15 protein-coding genes and 1 other RNA gene are annotated in these 17475 nt (G+C 62.0%); 2 read left to right on the forward strand and 14 right to left on the reverse strand.

Annotated elements, in window-relative coordinates:
- The 14 genes from AC07PQ_RS28360 to rsmI form a co-directional block, all read right to left on the reverse strand.
- Positions 1 to 969, reverse strand: a complete 969-nt coding sequence (locus tag AC07PQ_RS28360; protein ID WP_493186611.1) for a D-alanine--D-alanine ligase — start codon at positions 967 to 969, stop codon at positions 1 to 3.
- Positions 966 to 2423, reverse strand: coding sequence for a UDP-N-acetylmuramate--L-alanine ligase (murC, locus tag AC07PQ_RS28365; RefSeq protein WP_493186612.1), 1458 nt, complete (start codon positions 2421 to 2423; stop codon positions 966 to 968). The genes AC07PQ_RS28360 and murC overlap by 4 nt, the downstream gene beginning before the upstream one ends.
- A complete protein-coding gene (murG, locus tag AC07PQ_RS28370; RefSeq protein WP_009050717.1) occupies positions 2416 to 3486 on the reverse strand; it encodes an undecaprenyldiphospho-muramoylpentapeptide beta-N-acetylglucosaminyltransferase in 1071 nt (356 codons plus the stop codon). Before murG ends, murC begins: the two co-directional genes overlap by 8 nt.
- Positions 3476 to 4693 (reverse strand): putative lipid II flippase FtsW, encoded by a 1218-nt coding sequence (ftsW, locus tag AC07PQ_RS28375; RefSeq protein ID WP_007928477.1) that lies wholly within the window; start codon positions 4691 to 4693, stop codon positions 3476 to 3478. The genes murG and ftsW overlap by 11 nt, the downstream gene beginning before the upstream one ends.
- Positions 4690 to 6036 carry a UDP-N-acetylmuramoyl-L-alanine--D-glutamate ligase gene (murD, locus tag AC07PQ_RS28380; protein ID WP_007928476.1) on the reverse strand — a complete coding sequence of 449 codons (1347 nt, stop codon included), beginning with the start codon at positions 6034 to 6036 and terminating at the stop codon, positions 4690 to 4692. Before murD ends, ftsW begins: the two co-directional genes overlap by 4 nt.
- Positions 6037 to 6041: 5 nt before the next feature.
- A complete protein-coding gene (mraY, locus tag AC07PQ_RS28385; RefSeq protein ID WP_007928475.1) occupies positions 6042 to 7124 on the reverse strand; it encodes a phospho-N-acetylmuramoyl-pentapeptide-transferase in 1083 nt (360 codons plus the stop codon).
- Positions 7124 to 8491 carry a UDP-N-acetylmuramoyl-tripeptide--D-alanyl-D-alanine ligase gene (locus AC07PQ_RS28390; RefSeq protein WP_493186613.1) on the reverse strand — a complete coding sequence of 456 codons (1368 nt, stop codon included), beginning with the start codon at positions 8489 to 8491 and terminating at the stop codon, positions 7124 to 7126. Before AC07PQ_RS28390 ends, mraY begins: the two co-directional genes overlap by 1 nt.
- The gene (locus AC07PQ_RS28395) at positions 8484 to 9947 is read right to left on the reverse strand and encodes a UDP-N-acetylmuramoyl-L-alanyl-D-glutamate--2,6-diaminopimelate ligase (protein WP_493186614.1); all 1464 of its coding nucleotides are present in this window, start codon (positions 9945 to 9947) and stop codon (positions 8484 to 8486) included. Before AC07PQ_RS28395 ends, AC07PQ_RS28390 begins: the two co-directional genes overlap by 8 nt.
- The gene (locus AC07PQ_RS28400; protein WP_177323803.1) at positions 9947 to 11671 is read right to left on the reverse strand and encodes a peptidoglycan D,D-transpeptidase FtsI family protein; all 1725 of its coding nucleotides are present in this window, start codon (positions 11669 to 11671) and stop codon (positions 9947 to 9949) included. Before AC07PQ_RS28400 ends, AC07PQ_RS28395 begins: the two co-directional genes overlap by 1 nt.
- On the reverse strand, positions 11671 to 11964 hold the full coding sequence (gene ftsL, locus AC07PQ_RS28405; RefSeq protein ID WP_009050721.1) for a cell division protein FtsL: 294 nt from the start codon (positions 11962 to 11964) through the stop codon (positions 11671 to 11673). Before ftsL ends, AC07PQ_RS28400 begins: the two co-directional genes overlap by 1 nt.
- A complete protein-coding gene (rsmH, locus tag AC07PQ_RS28410; RefSeq protein ID WP_493186615.1) occupies positions 11961 to 12908 on the reverse strand; it encodes a 16S rRNA (cytosine(1402)-N(4))-methyltransferase RsmH in 948 nt (315 codons plus the stop codon). The genes ftsL and rsmH overlap by 4 nt, the downstream gene beginning before the upstream one ends.
- Complete coding sequence (gene mraZ / locus AC07PQ_RS28415) at positions 12905 to 13360, reverse strand: division/cell wall cluster transcriptional repressor MraZ (protein ID WP_003205355.1); 456 nt, start codon at positions 13358 to 13360, stop codon at positions 12905 to 12907. Before mraZ ends, rsmH begins: the two co-directional genes overlap by 4 nt.
- 308 nt (positions 13361 to 13668) lie before the next feature.
- Positions 13669 to 14022: RNase P RNA component class A (gene rnpB / locus AC07PQ_RS28420), an RNA gene on the reverse strand.
- A 73-nt stretch (positions 14023 to 14095) separates the two neighbouring features.
- Complete coding sequence (gene rsmI / locus AC07PQ_RS28425) at positions 14096 to 14950, reverse strand: 16S rRNA (cytidine(1402)-2'-O)-methyltransferase (RefSeq protein WP_493186671.1); 855 nt, start codon at positions 14948 to 14950, stop codon at positions 14096 to 14098.
- Between the two features lie 237 nt (positions 14951 to 15187).
- Between rsmI and AC07PQ_RS28430 the strand changes: the two genes are divergently transcribed.
- Together AC07PQ_RS28430 and AC07PQ_RS28435 are read left to right on the forward strand one after the other, a co-directional pair.
- Positions 15188 to 16999 carry a penicillin-binding protein activator gene (locus AC07PQ_RS28430; protein ID WP_493186616.1) on the forward strand — a complete coding sequence of 604 codons (1812 nt, stop codon included), beginning with the start codon at positions 15188 to 15190 and terminating at the stop codon, positions 16997 to 16999.
- Positions 16999 to 17370, forward strand: a complete 372-nt coding sequence (locus AC07PQ_RS28435) for a YraN family protein (RefSeq protein ID WP_493186617.1) — start codon at positions 16999 to 17001, stop codon at positions 17368 to 17370. The genes AC07PQ_RS28430 and AC07PQ_RS28435 overlap by 1 nt, the downstream gene beginning before the upstream one ends.
- The last annotated feature ends 105 nt before the right edge of the window (positions 17371 to 17475 follow it).

Here is a 17475-nt window from a genome sequence, read left to right on the forward strand (position 1 = left end):
TTAACCTCGCGGCTCTGCGTTACTGACGACACTCTCCGCCAGGATGGCCAGAACCAGCTGCTGGAAATCCAGACCGGCGGCACGGGCCGCCATCGGAACCAGACTGTGATCGGTCATGCCGGGAGCGGTGTTCACTTCCAGGAACCAGAACTGGCCATCAGCGTCCTGCATCACGTCGGCACGCGCCCAACCGACGATACCGAGCGCCCCGCAGGCTTTCGCCGTCAGGTCCATGAGCTCCTGCTCTTTATTGCTGTCGAGGCCACACGGAATCCGGTACTGGGTATCGGAAGCCAGGTACTTGGCGTCGTAGTCGTAAAACGTGTGGGGCGTGCCCAGGGCGATCGGTGGCAATACCTGGCCGCGCAGCGTGGCGATGGTGAACTCCGGACCTTGAATCCATTGTTCAACCAAAACTTGCGAGTCGTAGGTGCTGGCCGCTTTCCATGCGTCGATCAGTTCGGACGCGGATGTCACTTTGGCCATACCAATACTGGAACCTTCATGCGCCGGTTTGACGATCAAAGGCATGCCCAGTTCCGTAGCCGCAGAAATACAATCGGCCTCGGAGCCAAGCACGGCGTGGCGTGGCGTCGGAATACCGAGGCTGTGCCAGACCTGCTTGGTACGCAGTTTGTCCATCGCTAGCGCCGAAGCCAGGATGCCGCTGCCGGTGTAGGGAATGCCCATGCATTCCAGCAGGCCCTGCATGCTGCCGTCTTCGCCGCCACGACCGTGGAGGATGATGAAGGCGCGATCGATCTTCTCGTTCAGCAGGCGCTGCAGGAAGTCGTCACCGACGTCGATGCCGAAGGCGTCCACACCAGCGCTCAGCAAGGCTTCGAGCACGGCGTTACCGGACTTCAGCGAGACTTCGCGCTCGGCGCTCTTGCCGCCGAACAGCACGGCGACGCGACCGAAATCCTTCGGCGCGAGGGTCGAAAACAGAGAGGCGTAGGCGGCGGTCATTTCGACTTCCCCTGACCGGCAGGCACGGCGCCCGCGAACAACGGGCTGCCCAGCAGCTTCGGCGCAAGACCGCCGATATCACCGGCGCCCTGGCACAGCAGGATGTCGCCGGCGCGCAGCAGCGGCTTGACCAGCGGCGCAAGGTCGACCCCACGCTCAACGTAGATCGGGTCCAATTGACCGCGCTGACGGATGCTGTGGCACAGCTGACGGCTGTCCGCCCCCGGGATCGGCTCTTCGCCCGCTGGATAGACTTCCATCAACAGCAGGACGTTGGCGTCCGCCAATACCTGGACGAAATCGTCGTACAGGTCGCGGGTGCGGCTGAAACGGTGCGGCTGGTAGACCATCACCAGGCGACGCTCAGGCCAGCCACCGCGCACGGCCTTGATCACCGCCGCGACTTCGGTCGGGTGGTGGCCGTAGTCGTCCACCAGCATCACATTGCCGCCATCCACCGGCAGTTCGCCGTAGACCTGGAAGCGACGTCCCACGCCCTGGAAGCCCGACAGGCCCTGGACGATGGCTTCATCGCTGATGCCTTCGTCGGTGGCGATGCAGATGGTCGCCAGGGCGTTCAGCACGTTGTGGTTACCCGGCATGTTCACCGAGACATCCAGCGGCTCGCGATCGGGACGCAGCACGGTGAAGAAGGTCTGCATACCCTGCTGGCGTACATTGATCGCGCGCACGTCGGCGCCTTCGTTGAAACCGTAGGTGACGGTCGGACGCTTGACCTGCGGCAGGATCTCGCGCACCACCGGGTCGTCCAGGCACAGCACGGCCAGGCCATAGAACGGCAGGTTGTGCAGGAATTCGACGAAGGTTTTCTTCAGCTTGTTGAAGTCACCGTCGTAGGTCGCCATGTGGTCGGCGTCGATGTTGGTCACCACGGCCACCAGCGGCTGCAGGTGCAGGAAGCTGGCGTCGCTTTCATCGGCTTCGGCGATCAGGTAGCGGCTGGTGCCCAGCTGTGCATTGGTGCCAGCTGCATTCAGCCGGCCACCGATGACGAAGGTCGGGTCCAGGCCACCGGCGGCGAACACCGAGGCCAACAGGCTGGTGGTGGTGGTCTTGCCGTGGGTACCGGCAACGGCGACGCCGTGGCGGTAGCGCATCAGCTCGGCGAGCATTTCCGCGCGCGGCACCACCGGGATGCGGCGTTCCAGGGCGGTGGCCACTTCCGGGTTGGAGGTGTTCACGGCGCTGGACACCACCAGTACATCGGCGTTGGCGGCGTTCTCGGCACGATGGCCGATGAAGATCTGCGCACCAAAGGACTCGAGGCGCTCGGTGACCGGCGACGCCTTGAGGTCGGAGCCGGAAACCTGGTAGCCCAGGTTCAGCAGTACTTCGGCGATCCCGCACATGCCCACGCCGCCGATACCGACGAAGTGGATGCGACGGATACGGCGCATTTCCGGTTGTGGCATGGCTTTCTGATTCTCAACCATGGGCCACCTCCAGGCAGATATCGACCACGCTACGGGTGGCATCGGGTTTGGCCAGGCGACGTGCGGCGTCGGCCATGCTGTTGAGTCGTTCCGGTTGCATCAAAACCTCTGTCAGGCGAGCGGCAAGGTCCGCTGCGCCAGTCGTTCTTTGCGGCATCAGGAAGGCAGCGCCTTCACGAGCCAAATAATCGGCATTGCGGGTCTGGTGATCGTCGATGGCGTGAGGCAAAGGCACGAGCATCGAAGGCAGACCGGCGGCAGCCAGTTCACTGACGGTCAACGCACCTGCGCGACAGACCACCAGGTCAGCCCAGCCGTAGGCTTGGGCCATGTCTTTGATGAACGGCTGCACCTGCGCCTCGACGCCGGCGGCGCGATAGCGCTCTGCAGTCACTTCATCGTGGTTTTTACCGGCCTGATGAAACACTTCCGGACGCAGTTCGGGGGAGACCAGCGCCAGGGCTTCAGGCAGCAACTTGTTCAACGGCTCTGCTCCCAGGCTTCCACCCAGGATCAGCAAACGCGCCTTGCGTCCGGCCAGGGCCTCGCGCGGTGTATCGAGGAACAGCTCGGTGCGCACCGGGTTGCCGGTGGTACGCCGGCTGCTGGAGGCACCAAAGGTGTCCGGGAAAGCTTCGCAGACTCGGGCCGACAACGGCACCAGCAGCCGATTGGCGGTACCGGCGACCGCGTTCTGTTCATGAACGATCACCGGCACACCGGACAGTTTGGCCGCGACACCGCCAGGGCCGGTCACATAACCGCCAAAGCCCAGCACGCAGACCGGCTTGAGCTGACGGATGATCCGACGCGCCTGCAGCACGGCCTTGAGCAGCACGAATGGCGCCTTGAGCAGCGACAGCTTGCTCTTGCCCCGCAGGCCGCTGACGTTGATCAGGTGCAATTGCAGGCCGGCGTTCGGCACCAGCTCGTTTTCGATACCGCGCGGGGTGCCGAGCCAGTGCACGGTATAACCGCGCGCCTGGAACTCGCGGGCACAGGCCAGCGCCGGGAATACATGACCGCCGGTGCCACCGGCCATGATCAGCACATTAGCGCCCATGGCTTGGCTCCTCGGCGAAGTCGCTCTCGCTGAACTCCATTTCCTCGCTGCCCAGGTGGGTCCGACTCTCCCACTCGATACGCAGCAGCAGGCCCAGACAGGCGCAGCAGATCACCAACGAACTGCCGCCATAACTGAGGAACGGCAAGGTCAGGCCTTTGGTCGGCAGCAGGCCGACATTCACCCCGATGTTGATCAGGAACTGGCCGATCCACAGGAACGACAGGCCATAAGCGACATAGGCGGCAAAGAACTGCTTGGCTTTCTCGGCCCACAGGCCGATGTACATGCCACGGATACAAACGAAGACGAACAGCGCCACCGTGCACAGGGAACCCACGGCGCCCAGCTCTTCGGCCAGGACCGAGAACACGAAGTCGGTGTGGGCTTCCGGCAGGTAGAACTGCTTCTGCACGCTGTTGCCCAGGCCAACGCCCAGCCATTCGCCGCGGCCAAAAGCGATCAAGGCCTGGGACAACTGGTAGCCAGCGCCGAACTGGTCGGCCCAAGGGTCGGCAAAGTTGGTCAGGCGCGCCATTCGATAGGGCTGCATCTGAATCAGCAGGACCACCGCCGCGACCGCCAGGACCACCATCAAGGAGAAACGGAACAGCCCGACCCCACCGAGGAACAGCATCGCCGCCGCCGCCCCCATCATCACCACGGTGGCACCGAAGTCCGGTTCCATCAGCAGCAGGCCAGCCATTGGCAGCAGCACGATGAACGGCTTGAAGAAGCCCATCCAGCTTTCGCGCACTTCTTTCTGGCGACGTACCAGATAACCGGCGAGGTAGATCACCACGAACACCTTGGCAATCTCGGAAGGCTGGACGTTGAAGAAACTGAAACCGATCCAGCGCATCGAACCGTTCACCTCACGGCCGATCCCCGGAATGATCACCATCACCAGCAAACCGAAGGCACCGAGCAGCATCATCCAGCCCAGGCGTTGCCAGGTGGCGATCGGAATCATCATGGTGACGATGCAGGCACCCAGGCCCAGCACCACGTAGATCAGGTGGCGAATCATGTAATACAGGGCGCTGCCCGATTGCACCGCCGCCACTTCGGTGGAGGCCGAGGCGATCATGATCAGCCCGAGGCCAAGCAGCGTCAGGCAGCCGGCGAGCATCGGGAAGTCGAGGTCGACGCCGCGCCCGGTGATGATCGGCGATGGATAAGGCTTGATGATGTCTCTCAGGTTCATGCCAGATCCTCCACGGCGCGGACGAACTGGTGACCACGGTCTTCGTAATTCTTGAACATGTCGAAACTGGCGCAGGCAGGCGACAGCAGCACCACGTCGCCGGACTGGGCGGCGGCACGGCATTGCGCCACGGCGTCGACCAGGGAGCCGACACGAATCAGCGGCACGGCATCGCCGATGGCCTCGCCGATCTTGTCGGAATCGCGGCCCATCAGGATCACGGCGCGGCAGTTGGCCGCCACCGGATCGCGCAGGTCCTTGAACTCGGCACCCTTGCCGTCGCCACCGGCGATCAGCACGATCTTGCCTTCGATATCCGCGCCCAGGCCTTCGATGGCCGCCAGTGCGGCGCCGACGTTGGTGGCCTTGGAGTCGTTGTAATACCCCACGCCATCCAGGTCACGAACCCATTGGCAGCGGTGCTCGAGGCCGGCGAAGGTGCGCAGGGCCGAGAGCATGGCATCGAACGGCAGGCCGACCGCATGTCCCAGGGCCAGCGCCGCCAGGGCGTTGGACTGGTTATGGGCGCCACGGATCTTCAGCTCGCGCACCGGCATCAGGTTCTGGAATTCGAAGGCCAGGTATTTCTCGCCATTCTCTTCACGCAGGCCGAACGCCTTGAAATCGGGTTTGCTCAGGCCAAAGGTCCAGCACGGCAGGCCTTCGCCGATCAATGGCCGAGTCAGGGCATCCTGGCGGTTGAACACCACTTGCCGGGCGCCACGGAAGATCCGGTGCTTGGCCAGGTGATACGCCGGCAGGCCGCTGTAGCGGTCCATATGGTCTTCGCTGATGTTCAGCACGGTGGCCACTTCGGCCCCCAACTGGTCGGTGGTTTCCAGCTGGAAGCTGGACAGCTCCATGACATACAGCTCGACGTCGTCGCTGAGCAGGTCCAGGGCCGGCGTGCCCAGGTTGCCGCCCACGGCGACCCGCTTGCCCGCCGCCGCAGCCATTTCCCCCACCAGGGTGGTCACGGTGCTTTTCGCGTTGGAACCGCTGATGGCGACGATCGGCGCCTTCGCGTTACGCGCGAACAGCTCGATATCGCCGGAGAGTTTCACCCCACGGGCGGCGGCGGCTTGCAGGGCCGGGGTCGCCAGGGCCAGGCCGGGGCTCACGTAGAGCTCGTCGGCACGGCACAGGAAGTCGACGTCCAGCTCGCCACAACGCACTTCCACATGCGGATAGTCACGGCGCAGCGTGGCCAGTTCCGGTGGATTTTCCCGCGTATCGGCGACGGCAAACGACACGCCCCGGTTCGCCAGGAAGCGAACCAGGGACATGCCGCTCTTGCCGAGGCCGACAACGATGCGGAAGTGGTCAGAAGCGATCAGAGACACTCGTTCTACCTCAGCTTCAGGGTGGCAAGGCCGATCAGCACGAGAATCACGGTGATGATCCAGAAACGGACGATCACACGCGGCTCGGGCCAGCCCTTGAGTTCAAAGTGGTGGTGAATCGGCGCCATGCGGAAGACACGACGACCGGTCAACTTGAAGGAGGCCACCTGAATGACCACTGACAGGGTTTCCATCACGAACACGCCGCCCATGATGAACAGGACGATTTCCTGGCGAACGATCACCGCGATGGTGCCCAGGGCCGCGCCCAGCGCCAGCGCGCCGACGTCGCCCATGAAGACTTGTGCCGGGTAAGTGTTGAACCACAAGAAACCGAGCCCGGCGCCGATCAGCGCGCCGCAGAACACAATCAGTTCACCCGCGCCCGGAACGTAAGGAATCAGCAGGTACTCAGCGAATTTCACGTTACCCGACAGGTAGCAGAAGATGCCCAGGGCACCGCCTACCATCACGGTCGGCATGATCGCCAGGCCGTCGAGGCCATCGGTCAGGTTGACCGCGTTGCTGGAGCCGACGATCACGAAATAGGTCAGGACCACGAAGCCGATACCCAGCGGAATACTGACGTCCTTGAGCATGGGGATCAGCAAGGTGGTTTCGACCGGGGTTTGTGCGGTGACGTACAGGAAGATCGCCGCGCCCAGGCCAAATACCGACTGCCAGAAGTACTTCCAGCGGCTAGGCAAGCCACGGGAGTTCTTCTCGATTACCTTGCGATAGTCATCGACCCAGCCGATGGCGCCGAACAGCAGGGTGACCAGCAACACCACCCACACATAACGGTTGCTCAAGTCGGCCCACAGCAGGGTGCTGATACCGATTGCCGAAAGAATCAACGCGCCGCCCATGGTCGGAGTACCCGACTTGGAGAGGTGCGATTGCGGACCGTCATTACGCACTGCCTGGCCGATCTGACGGGTCTGCAGAGTGCGGATCATCCACGGCCCCAGCCACAAGGACAGCACCAGTGCAGTCAGTACCCCGAGAATCCCGCGCAGGGTCAGGTACTGAAAGACCGCGAAGCCTTTGTAGAACTGTTGCAGGTACTCCGCTAGCAGCAGCAGCATCAATGTTTCTCCGTGCTGGAACCACACAAAGCCGCGACGATGTTTTCCATCACCGCGCTGCGCGATCCCTTGATCAAAATAGTGGTGTTTGTATCTTGCTCGGCGCCCAGGGCTGCAATCAGCTCGGCCTGGCTGGCGAAGTGTCGGGCGTGCTCACCGAAGGCGGCGACCGCGTGGGTCATCATCGGGCCCACGGCATAGAGCGCCGACACCTTGCCGGCGGCATAAGCACCCACTTCGCGGTGCCCCTGCTCCGCCCAATCGCCCAACTCGCCGATATCTCCGAGCACCAGGACGGTGCGACCGGAAAAGCCGGCGAGTATATCAACGGCCGCGCACATTGACGTGGGGTTCGCGTTATAGGTGTCGTCGATTACCCGCATGCCGTTTTTCGCCAGCTGGGCGACAGTGCGGCCCTTGACTGGCTGCACCGCGTTGAGCCCGGTGGCGATGCCGAACAACGACACGCCCAGGGCATGCGCGGCAGCGGCAGCGGCCAGGGCATTGGCAACGTTATGGGTACCCAGCAGGTTCAACTGGACACGCTCGGAACCGTTGCCCGCGTGCAGGGTGAAGTTCGGGCAGCCACGGGCATCGCGCTGGATATCCGAGGCGTAAAAGTCGGCGGCATTGTTGGTCAGGGCAAAACTCAGCACCTGACGGCCAGCGGCGCGGGCTTTCCAGATAGGGAAGGCCTTGTCGTCGAGGTTGAGCACAGCGGTACCGGAAGCATCCAGCCCTTCAAGGATCTCGCCCTTGGCCTCGACGATTTTCTCCGGCCCGCCAAACTCGCCCACATGAGCGGTACCGGCATTATTGATGATGGCGACCTGCGGCTTGGTCATCCCCACGGTGTAGGCAATTTCGCCGATGCGCGAAGCCCCCAGCTCGATCACGGCCGCGGTGTGCTCCGGGGCCAGTTCCAGCAGGGTCAAGGGCGCGCCCAGGTCGTTGTTCAAATTGCCGCGCGTGGCAAGCACCGGCCCGCGCGTGCGCAGGATGCTCGCAAGCATTTCCTTGACCGTGGTCTTGCCGCTGGAGCCGGTAATCGCCGCTACCGGCTTGGTGAAAGCCGCGCGATTCAACGCCCCCAGTTGGCCGAGCGCCTGCCGGGTATCGCTGACCAGCAGCTGCGGCAGCGTGCTGTCTGGCACTTCGCGTTCGACCAGGGCACCGACGGCGCCTTTGGCGGCGACTTCATTCAGGTAGTCGTGCCCGTCGAAACGTGGGCCGGCCAGGGCAATAAAGAGTTGGCCCGGCTTGATCGCCCGGCTGTCGATGCTCACGCCATCGAAGCTGCAATCGCCAGCCAGCAGGCGCCCCGCCAGCGGTCCGCTCAGCTCACTGAGTTTCAGGGCCTTAAGCATGGGCCACCTCCCACACGGTCAGCGCTCGATCGGCTTCCACCAGGTCAGAGAAGTCGAGACGCACGCCATTGATTTCCTGATAGTCCTCATGACCTTTACCGGCCAGGACAATCACGTCGTCCGCCGAAGCGCCGGCGACCAACTGGGCAATGGCCAGGCCGCGACCGGAAACGAACTCGACCTTGTCCACTGCGCTGAAGCCGGCACGAATGTCGTCGAAAATCTGCGCCGGATCTTCCGTGCGCGGGTTGTCGTCGGTGACCAGAACGCCATCGGCCAGACGCTCGACCACTTCCGCCATCAGCGGACGCTTGCCACGATCGCGATCGCCGCCGCAGCCGAACAGGCACAGCAAACGGCCCTTGGCATGGGGACGCAGGGCCAGCAATACCTTTTCCAGGGCATCCGGGGTGTGGGCGTAATCGACCACCACCAGCGGTTGCGAACCACCGCCCAAGCGCTGCATGCGACCGGCCGGGCCTTCCAGTTTCGGCAGTACGTTAAGGATTTCGTCGAGGGCGTAATCCAGGCCGAGCAAGGCGCCGACAGCGGCCAGCACGTTGCTCAGGTTGAAACGACCGAGCAAGGTGCTACGCAGATGATGTTCGCCCTGCGGAGTCACCAGGATTGCACGCACGCCTTCGTCGTCGAATTGCGCTTCGCGGCAGTACAGATAAGCCCGCGGATCCTCGAGACTGTAGGTAATCAACCGCGAATCCTGTTCGTCACTGGCCAGCAGCCGACCGAAGTCATCGTCGAGGTTGATGACACGGCACCCCAGATCGGTCCAGCCGAACAGCTTGGCCTTAGTGGAGCCGTAGGCTTCCATGGTGCCGTGATAATCCAGATGATCGCGAGACAGGTTGGTCAGCACCGCCACGTCGAAGGCCAGAGCACTGACTCGCCCCTGGTCCAGACCATGGGACGACACTTCCATCGCCACGGCCTTGGCGCCGGCCTTTTTCAGGTCGGCCAGGGTGGCCTGCACGGCAATCGGGTTCGGCGTGGTGTGCATGCCGCTTTGCAGCGCGCCATAAAAACCGCTGCCGAGGGTGCCGACAATGCCGCAGTGCTGGCCCAGCAGATCGAGTGCCTGCGCCACCAACTGGGTCACGCTGGTCTTGCCGTTGGTACCGGTCACGCCAATCAGGTTGAGGTTGCGGCTCGGGTCGCCATAAAAACGCCCGGCGATATCCGACAGCTGCGCCGCCAGGCCTTTGACCGGAATCAGCGGCACGTCGGTAATCGGCAGGACGGTCGCGCCTTCGACTTCATAAGCCACCGCAGCCGCACCGCGCTGCAAGGCGTCGGCGATGTGCGCACGACCATCGAACTTGCCGCCAGGCACCGCGAGAAACAGATCGCCGGCGCGCACATTACGGCTGTCCAGAGTCAGCTCGCGAATCAGCAGATCACGACCAGCGTGGGCGAAAATTTTGTTCAGGCTAAGAGACATCAGCCGCGCCCTCCTTTAGCTGGTGCCGCATTGGCTTGTTGGGTAGGTGGCAGGTTGTCCGGCGAGATATTCATCAGACGCAGGGTGCCGGACATCACTTTGCTGAACACCGGCGCCGATACCAGACCACCGAAGTAACCAGCCTTGCTCGGCTCGTCGATCACCACGACGATGGCGTAGCGCGGATCGCTCATCGGGCCGAAACCGGCGAACAGGGAGCGGTAGGAGTTCTCGGCATAACCCTTGGTACCGACCGAAGTCTTACGCGCAGTACCACTCTTGCCGGCCACGTGATAAGCCGGTACCTGGGCACGGAACACGCCACGCGGCGCCTCGATCACCTGCTGCAACATGCCTTGCATGGTCTTGGCGACCTTTTCCGGAATCACCTGGGCGGTTTCCGGTGTCCTGTCGGTTTTGATCAGAGTCAGCGGAGCGATGCGACCGTTATTGGCCAGGGCCGAGAAGGCGTGAACCAGCTGGATCGCGGTCACCGAAATGCCGTAGCCATACGACAGCGTGGCTGTCTCGGCCTTGCGCCATTCACGATAATTCGGCAGGTTGCCGACACGTTCGCCCGGGAAGCCGAGGCCGGTGTCCTGGCCAAGACCGATTTTCTGGGCCAGGCGGAAGATGGCTTCGCCACCGATATCGAAGGCGATCTTGCTCATGCCGACGTTACTGGAATTGATCAGAATCCCGGTCAGGTCGAGTACCGCGCCTTCACTCTTGGATACGTCACGAATGGTGTATTTGCCGATCTGCAGCGTGCCTGGATAAACCTCGACGGTGTCGCTCGGTTTCCAGCGGCCGGTTTCCAGCGCCGCGCTCATGGAGATGGCTTTCATGGTCGAACCCGGCTCGAACACGTCGATCATGGCGCGGTTGCGCATCATCGCCGGTTGCAGGTTGCGACGATTGTTCGGGTTGTAGGTCGGCTGATTGACCATGGCCAGGATCTCGCCGGTCTTCACGTCCATGATGACCAGGCTGCCGGCCTTGGCGCCGTTCTCGACGATGGCATTGCGCAGCTCGCGGTTGGCCAGGTATTGCAGGCGCAGGTCAATCGACAACGCCAAGGGCTTGCCGGCCTTGGCGTTTTTGGTGACCTGGACATCCTTGATCAGTCTGCCGCGCCGGTCCTTGATGACCTGGCGCTTGCCCGGAACTCCGGCGAGCCACTCGTCATAAGCCAGTTCGACCCCTTCGCGGCCGCGATCGTCGATGTCGGTAAAGCCGACCATATGCGCGGTCACTTCGCCGGCCGGGTAGAAGCGCCGGAACTCTTCGATGCCATACACCCCCGGCACTTTGAGATCGAGAACTTGCTGGCCCTGCTCGGGCGTTAGGCCGCGCACCAGGTAGATGAATTCTTTATTGGCTTGCGCTTCAAGGCGCTCGGCCAGCGCCTTGGGGTCTTGCCCCAAGGCAGCAGCCAATGCCGGCCACTTGTCCTTGGCCAGCTGCATTTCCTTGGCGTTGGCCCACAGGGTGGTCACTGGCGTACTGACTGCCAGCGGCTCGCCGTTACGGTCGGTGATCAAGCCACGGTGAGCCGGGATCGGAATATGCCGAACGCTGCGCGCATCGCCCTGCCCCTTGAGGAAGTCGCGATCGACGACCTGCAGATCGATGATGCGCCAGGCGATCGCCGCCACCATGATGCCGAGCAAGCCCAGCACCAGGCGGAACCGCCAGGGGAAGAGTGCGCCTTCAAGCTTCATCATGGCGCCACCATCTGGACTTCTGCCGCGCCGGGAATGCGCATTTTCAGTTGTTCGGTGGCCAGCACTTCGATCCGGCTATGGGCGGTCCAGGTGCTTTGTTCGAGAATCAGCCGGCCCCACTCCGCTTGTGCCTTGTCACGCACACTCAACTCACCGTACAGCGTGTTGAGCAACTGTCGATTCCAGTGGGCGCTATAGGACACCGCAATCGCGGACACCAGGACGCCGATGAACAGCAGAAGCATGAAAAAGCTTCCGCCTGGAAGTGGCTTGGCGAAAAGCTTGCTCACCGCAGCTTCTCCGCAACGCGCATGACAGCACTACGGGAACGCGGGTTGGCCTTGAGCTCGGCATCGGAGGCCGTCTGCGCTTTGCCATGGACTTTGACTTTCGGCTCGAAAGCCACGTGGCGTACCGGCAGGTTGCGAGGCAGGTTGTCCGCCTCGCCCTTCACCAGCTTGCGCATGAACAGTTTGACGATGCGGTCTTCCAGCGAGTGAAAACTGATGACCACCAGACGGCCGCCGACCTCCAGGCACTCCAGCGCGGCTTCGAGGCCGGCTTCCAGATCGCCCAGTTCGTTGTTGACATGAATGCGCAGCCCCTGGAACGCACGGGTTGCCGGGTTCTTGCCCTTTTCCCAGGCCGGGTTGGCGACTTTCAAGACTTCCGCCAGGTCGGCGGTGCGTTCGAACGGCTTGATGTCGCGGCGCTCAGCCACGGCGCGGGCCATACGACCGGAGAAACGCTCTTCGCCGTATTCCTTGAATACACGGGCGATTTCTTCCACCGGCGCGGTGTTGACGAACTCCGCCGCGCTGATGCCACGGGACGGGTCCATACGCATATCCAGGGGACCATCATTGAGAAAACTGAAGCCGCGCTCAGGATCGTCGAGCTGCGGCGAAGACACGCCCAGGTCGAGCAGCACGCCGCTGACCTTGCCATCCAGGCCGCGCTCGGCCACTTCCGAGCCCAGTTCGGCAAAGCTGCGCTGCACAACGACAAAGCGGCCGTCTTCGGCCGCTAGCGCTTGCCCGGTGGCAATCGCTTGAGGATCTTTGTCGAATCCGAGCAGCCGGCCATCCGGCCCGAGTTTGCTGAGGATCAGACGACTATGACCACCGCGACCGAAGGTGCCATCCAGATAGCAGCCATCAGGACGTACGGCGAGAGCCTCGACGGCTTCGTCAAGCAGTACGGTGATGTGGTTAAAGCCGCTATCAATAGTCACAGGATCAAATCACGCAGTTCATCAGGCATGGCGCCCGGTTGTTGAATAGCTGCCAGGTCCGCTGCGGAAACAGCATTCCAGGCATCCTCGTCCCACAGTTGGAACTTGTTCAATTGGCCTACCAACATTGCGCGCTTATCCAACTTGGCATATTCGCGCAGACGCGGCGGAACCAGAAAACGACCACTGCCATCGAGTTCGAGGTCGACGGCATTACCAATCAGCAAACGCTGCAAGCGACGGTTTTCTTCACGTAGCGAAGGCAGCGCGCGCAGTTTGGTTTCAATAATTTCCCACTCGTCGAGGGGGTAGACACACAAACACGGATCAACGGCATCAATAGTGACGATAAGTTGCCCGGAACTACGCGAAACGAGCTCGTCACGGTACCGGCTCGGCATGGCGAGTCGGCCCTTTGCGTCGAGACTGATAGCGTTAGCTCCGCGAAACACGTCAGCGTTTCTCCAAATTTTAGCGTTTTACGTCCAAAAAACCCACTTCATGCCACTTTCCGCCACTTGCGCACACTATAGGAATGCGCCCACCACACCGTCAAGGCACGGAGCGACGGAAAAGCCTTATAGAACGGAGATTTAGGAGACTAAAAGGAGGGGTAACGGGAATTTGGCGAAGGATTTGGCGCAATAACTTCAATCAGCTCAAGAAGCTGTATCGCGAAGTTAAAGTAATTTGTTAAGAGTAAGATCTTTTCGGTATTACAAAAGCGCTTCTGCTATTGATTCAAGCAGGGAGGGAAAAGGTGGAGAGTCGATCTGTAAGCCGGGTTCTGTCGAGGACAGTCATTCCTCTACGATGGCCATCACTGGACATCTTTAGCAACCTACCCGGTTCCAGCGCGGGCCACGCCTTGGAACCCTATTTGGTCTTGCTCCGAGTGGGGTTTACCTAGCCACGAACTGTTGCCAGACGTGCGGTGCGCTCTTACCGCACCTTTTCACCCTTACCGGCACCGAAGTGCTTAGGCGGTTATTTTCTGTGGCACTTTCCGTAGGCTCGCGCCTCCCAGGCATTACCTGGCACTCCGCCCTATGGAGCCCGGACTTTCCTCCCCCCTCTAATTTTCATAGAGGGCAGCGACTGTCCAATCGACTCTCCGCCGCGCAGGTTAACGGCAGAGCGGCGGAAGAACAAGGGATAAAAGCCTTTTGCCATTCCGCCGATCGTGTTTACTCGCCTTTCTGTTTATCCAGCGCCACTTGATAGAGCACATTCTTGCGCACGCCGGTAATTTCCGCCGCCAATGCCGCGGCACGCTTGAGCGGCATCTCGTTGAGCAGCAGGTCGAGAACCCGCATCGCCTCACTGCTCACAGCCTCGTCGCTCTCCGGCACTGACCATCCCGCTACCAGCACCACGCATTCACCACGCTGCTGATTGCTGTCTGCCTCGACGAAAGCCCGCAACTCCGAAAGCGGCAGCCCCTTGAGGGTTTCAAAGGTCTTGGTCAGCTCCCGGGCCAGCAATGCCGGACGCTCGCCACCGAACACCGACTCCATATCCTGCAAGCACTCGAGAATACGGTGTGGCGCCTCATAGAAAATCAGCGTGCGCGGCTCTTCCTTTAATAGCTCAAGACGCCCGCGCCGCCCTACCGCCTTGGCCGGCAGAAAGCCCTCGAAGATAAAACGATCGGAAGGCAGCCCCGCCGCCGACAAGGCCGCAATCAGAGCGCAGGCCCCAGGAACAGGAACGACATTGATACCCGCCGCACGCGCCTGACGCACCAGGTGGTAACCCGGATCGGAGATCAACGGCGTGCCCGCGTCGGAAATCAGTGCAACGCTGTCTCCCGCCAACAGACGCGTGAGAAAACGACTGCCTTCATCCCGTTCGTTATGTTCATGACAGGCGGCCAGCGGTGTAGAAATCCCGAAGTGCTGCATCAAGCGTTGCGAGTGGCGCGTGTCTTCGGCGGCAATCAGCGCCACCTCACGCAAGATCTTCAAGGCCCGGGCACTGATGTCGTCCAGGTTGCCGATGGGCGTCGCCACCACATAAAGCGAGCCAGCAGCGGAATTCAAAGGACCTGGAGCAGTCAAAGCGCACACCTCTTGATCGGTAAAAGCACCATTGTAGCGCGTAGAAGCCTTCGGAATGCGTGTCGCAGGCACCTCACGCCTGCGACAGCGCCTGTGGTTCTAAAGCACTGCAACATTTGCTCGACCTAAAATAGACGGTTTATTGCCAGTAACATCGCGCCCCGGCCAGTGCTTGGGTACAATTCCACGCTAATTTGATCGAGTATCAGGAACACTTACATGATCGCTTGCCTGCGGCTGTTCTCTGCCTTATGCCTTGCTGCTCTTCTGGCAGCTTGCGCCAGCTCGCCCTCCTCCAGCCTTGGCGAACTTCCACGGACCCCGGATGCCAGCATCGAGCAACTGCTCGAACAGGCCGCCAACAGCAAAACACCCGACAAGGCAGCCCTGCTGCGCTTGAGCGCTGCCGACCTGGCCTATCGCCAGGGCAACGCCGGCCAGGCCGCGCAAATCCTGCAACAAGTGCCGATGGAGCAACTCAAGCCCGGCCAGCAGGTTTTCGCCAGCACCCTGGCCGCCGAGCTGGCCATGACTCGCAACCAGCCAAAGGCCGCCCTGACTGCCCTGAGCCACCCGAGCCTGCAACGCCTGAGCGAACTGCCGGAAGAGCAGCAAATCCGCACCGGCACTGTCCACGCTCGCGCACTAGAGGCTGACGGCCAGGCCCTCGCTGCGGCACGGGAGCGCATTTTCATTGCGCCACTGCTCAAGGACGACACCGCGAGCAAGAACCACGAAGCCATCTGGGCGTTGATTGCCAGCCTGCCGACTGATCAACTGCAAGCCGTCGGCAACGATGACCTGGGCGGCTGGATGAGCCTGGCGCTGGCAGTGAAGACTGCCGGCACCCTGGAACAACAGCAGGCCGCCATCGACAACTGGCGCGCACAGAACCCCAAGCATCCGGCGGCCATTCAGCTGCCGCTGCCGCTGACCAAACTCAAGGAGCTGGCCAGCCAGCCGCTGTCCAAGATCGCCCTGCTGTTGCCGCAGGACGGCCCGCTGGCCGCGGTCTCCAAGGCCCTGCGCGATGGCTTCATGGCCGCGCACTATCAGGCCCAGCAAGCCGGTCAGAAACCACCCAGCATCGAGTTCTACGACAGCTCGCGCCTGACTTCGCTGGATGACTTCTATCGCAAGGCCCAGGCAGATGGCGTGCAACTGGTCGTCGGCCCGCTGGAAAAACCACTGGTCAAACAGCTCGCTGCGCGCCCGCAATTGCCTATCACCACCCTGGCGCTGAACTACAGCGAAGGCGAGCAAGGCCCCGCGCAACTGTTCCAGTTCGGCCTGGCCGCCGAAGACGAAGCTCGCGAAGTCTCCCGCCGCGCCCGCGCCGACGGCCTGCACCGCGCTGCGGTCCTGGTGCCACGCGGCGAATGGGGCGATCGCGTGCTCAAGGCTTTCCATCAGGACTGGGAAAGTAACGGCGGTAGCGTGGTCGGTATCGAACGCGTCGATCAGCCGGTAGCCCTGGCCCAGCAGATTGCCGACCTGTTCCAACTGCGCCAGAGCGAAGCCCGCGCCAAGAGCTTGCAGAACGCCGCTGGCACTCAAGTGGCCGCACAACCTTCGCGTCGCCAGGACATCGAGTTCATTTTCCTGGCATCCACTCCGCAACAGGCACAACAGATCAAGCCGACCCTGAACTTCCAGTACGCCGGCGATGTACCTGTCTACGCCACCTCTCATGTCTTCAGCGCCAGCGGCGACCAGAACCAGTACAACGACATGAACGGCATACGCTTCTGCGAGACGCCTTGGCTGCTGGATGCCAATGACCCGCTGCGCCGACAGGTCGCCGCGCAATGGCCACAAGCCGGTGGCAGCCTGGGTCGACTGTATGCGATGGGCGCCGACGCCTACCGCCTGGCACCACGCCTGGGGCAACTCAAGGCCCTGCCGGACAGCCGCATCGAAGGCCTGTCGGGCAGCCTGACCATGAGCCCGAGCCAGCGTGTTCAACGCCAGTTGCCATGGGCCGAGTTCGTCAGCGGCCAGATCACTCGCCTGCCTGACACCCAGCGTTAATGCCACAACGATCACGCCAGCAAAGCGGTCAGGATGCCGAAGCCCAAGCGCTCCGGCATCTTGAACAACAGGGGCTGCGCCTGCTGGCGCAGAACTGGTTGTGCAAACACGGCGAGCTTGATCTGGTCATGCTTGACGGCGATACAGTAGTATTCGTCGAAGTCCGCTACAGACAACACACGCAATGGGGTGGCGCACTAGGCAGCATCGACGCACGCAAGCGTCAGAAACTGATACTCGCCGCACAGTTTTTCCTGCAGCGCGAGTCGCGCTGGTCCAACCACTCTTGCCGTTTCGATGTGGTCGCCATAGACAGCGCCCCAGGTACAACCACTCATTTGAACTGGCTACGGAATGCCTTTGAAAGCTGATCGACGCTCTCGGGCCGAGCCGGACATTTTCACTCAACATTTTTGCTCTTTGCTTTGCGGGCAGCACATTCATGTGCCAGAAAGCCGCGCCACTTAAGGTCACAC

This window comes from Pseudomonas sp. GW821-FHT09E12, assembly GCF_059416085.1.

Excerpts from the sequence above, each read along its gene's own strand:
- AC07PQ_RS28430 (WP_493186616.1), top strand. The coding sequence starts at position 15,188 with ATGATCGCTTGCCTGCGGCTGTTCTCTGCCTTATGCCTTGCTGCTCTT.
- mraY (WP_007928475.1), bottom strand. The coding sequence starts at position 7,124 with ATGCTGCTGCTGCTAGCGGAGTACCTGCAACAGTTCTACAAAGGCTTC.
- AC07PQ_RS28435 (WP_493186617.1), top strand. The coding sequence starts at position 16,999 with ATGCCACAACGATCACGCCAGCAAAGCGGTCAGGATGCCGAAGCCCAA.
- ftsW (WP_007928477.1), bottom strand. The coding sequence starts at position 4,693 with ATGAACCTGAGAGACATCATCAAGCCTTATCCATCGCCGATCATCACC.
- AC07PQ_RS28360 (WP_493186611.1), bottom strand. The coding sequence starts at position 969 with ATGACCGCCGCCTACGCCTCTCTGTTTTCGACCCTCGCGCCGAAGGAT.
- AC07PQ_RS28395 (WP_493186614.1), bottom strand. The coding sequence starts at position 9,947 with ATGTCTCTTAGCCTGAACAAAATTTTCGCCCACGCTGGTCGTGATCTG.
- murG (WP_009050717.1), bottom strand. The coding sequence starts at position 3,486 with ATGGGCGCTAATGTGCTGATCATGGCCGGTGGCACCGGCGGTCATGTA.
- murC (WP_493186612.1), bottom strand. The coding sequence starts at position 2,423 with ATGGTTGAGAATCAGAAAGCCATGCCACAACCGGAAATGCGCCGTATC.
- AC07PQ_RS28400 (WP_177323803.1), bottom strand. The coding sequence starts at position 11,671 with ATGAAGCTTGAAGGCGCACTCTTCCCCTGGCGGTTCCGCCTGGTGCTG.
- AC07PQ_RS28390 (WP_493186613.1), bottom strand. The coding sequence starts at position 8,491 with ATGCTTAAGGCCCTGAAACTCAGTGAGCTGAGCGGACCGCTGGCGGGG.